Below are 1,599 nucleotides of genomic sequence, written 5' to 3'. Positions count from 1 at the left end.
GCCGGCCAGCGCCCGGCAGCGCTGCTCGGCCCCCGGCTCCGGCGCGTGGACCACGACGCGCGCCGCGGGCAGCCCGGCGGCGACCCGGTCGACGGCGGCGGCGGGTCCGGCGAGGGCGAGGACGAGGCCCGGGGGACCAGGGGGCACGAACCGGTCCACCGGGACCGTCACCTCGCAGGAGGCCGCCAGCCCGGCGGCGTCCAGCCGGCCGGCGAGGTCGACGACGGCGGCCGCCGGGTCGGCCCCCCGGACCTCGAAGGCCACCGTGCAGCCTCCCGCCACGAGGTCACCGGCGGCGCGGACGGCGTCCTCCGGCCGGAGGCCGGGCCGCGCCAGCAGGCGACGGGGGCGGGAACCGGCGGACACGCCCGAAACCGTAGTGCGCCCGGGTGTGCCCGGTCCGGGGGCCGGGTAGCGCCGCCCCCATGGCTGGAGAACTGGACGGGATGAGGGTGGCCGTGCTGGCCACCGACGGCGTGGAGCAGGCCGAGCTGGACCGGCCGTGGCAGACCTTGGAGGAGGCCGGCGCCGAGCCGGAGCTGGTCTCCTTCGGCACGGGCACGATCACCGCCTACGAGCACATCGACAAGGGCGAGCGCCGCACCGTCGACGTCGACCTGGGCTCGGCCGACCCGGACGACTACGCCGCCCTGGTGCTGCCGGGAGGGGTCATCAACGGCGACTTCGTGCGCGCCGACGCCGACGCGGTGGCCTTCGTCAAGGCGTTCTTCGACGCCGGCAAACCCGTGGCCGCCATCTGCCACGCGCCCTGGGTGCTCATCGAGGCAGGCGTCGTGCGGGGGCGGCGGATGACCTCGTGGCCGTCGCTGCAGACCGACCTGCGCAACGCGGGCGCGAACTGGGTGGACGAGGAGGTCGTCGTCGACGGCACCCTGATCACCAGCCGCAAGCCCGACGACCTGGACGCCTTCGGCGCGGCGATCGTCGACGTGTTCGCCGCGGCGACGGACGAGGAGACGGTCGACGCCTGAGGACGGCCACCGCCCGGGGATCCGGGTCGGGGGTCAGGCGCTGCCGAGCAACGACGCCGCGGGCGCGATGGTCAGCAGCGTGCCGGCGAACACCAGCACGGCCAGCAGCCGCGCGCCGACCGGCTCGGCCCCCTGGCGCTGGCGCCACAGGTTGACCCCGGCGACCAGGCCGGTGACCGCGAGCGGGGCGAGGAAGACGGCGAGCTGCGGAACCAGCTCCCAGAGCACCGTCGCCGCGAAGTAGATGCCGACGCCGGCGGCGAGCGCGATCAGCAGTTCGCCACCGAAGCGCAGCCAGGCCAGGGCGCTCTCCTGTGGCGTGCCGTCGAGGTCGGTGCCGGCGAGGTCGTCGGCGGCGACGACCGGGATCGGGCCGGTGGAGTGATCGCCACGGGAGGCCGGGCGGGCGTCGCGCGCGGTGGCGCGGGATCCCGCCCGCGCGCCGGCCCGGGCGTCGGCACGATCGTCCCGCGTGCCGGTCCGGGGCGTGGACCGCTGGACCCCGGCGACCTCGGCCGCCCGGCGCAGCGGGGGCACGGGCGCCGAGGGCTGCGGGACACCCGGCTTGCGGTCCGGGCGCAGCCCCGGGATGGCCGCGGTGGACGGG

3 protein-coding genes are annotated in these 1,599 nt (G+C 77.5%); 1 reads left to right on the top strand and 2 read right to left on the bottom strand.

The annotated features are described in order from the left end of the window. The coding region (locus tag C5507_RS21985; protein WP_211295547.1) for a hypothetical protein at positions 1-366 on the bottom strand (366 nt) is incomplete at its 3' end. Between the two features lie 59 nt (positions 367-425). Between C5507_RS21985 and C5507_RS21980 the strand changes: the two genes are divergently transcribed. Continuing rightward, positions 426-992: a type 1 glutamine amidotransferase domain-containing protein gene (locus C5507_RS21980; RefSeq protein ID WP_104530601.1), complete on the top strand. Its 567-nt coding sequence runs from the start codon at positions 426-428 to the stop codon at positions 990-992. A gap of 33 nt (positions 993-1,025) precedes the next feature. Here C5507_RS21980 and C5507_RS21975 read toward each other — a convergent pair. Further along, the coding region (locus tag C5507_RS21975; protein ID WP_104530600.1) for a hypothetical protein at positions 1,026-1,599 on the bottom strand (574 nt) is incomplete at its 5' end.

The organism is Blastococcus saxobsidens (genome assembly GCF_002938435.1).
Taxonomy (GTDB): Bacteria; Actinomycetota; Actinomycetes; order Mycobacteriales; family Geodermatophilaceae; genus Blastococcus; species Blastococcus saxobsidens.
This window is presented reverse-complemented; position numbering and strand designations above follow the sequence as displayed.

Coding starts and splice junctions, on each gene's coding strand:
- C5507_RS21980 (WP_104530601.1), top strand. CDS start 426: ATGGCTGGAGAACTGGACGGGATGAGGGTGGCCGTGCTGGCCACCGAC.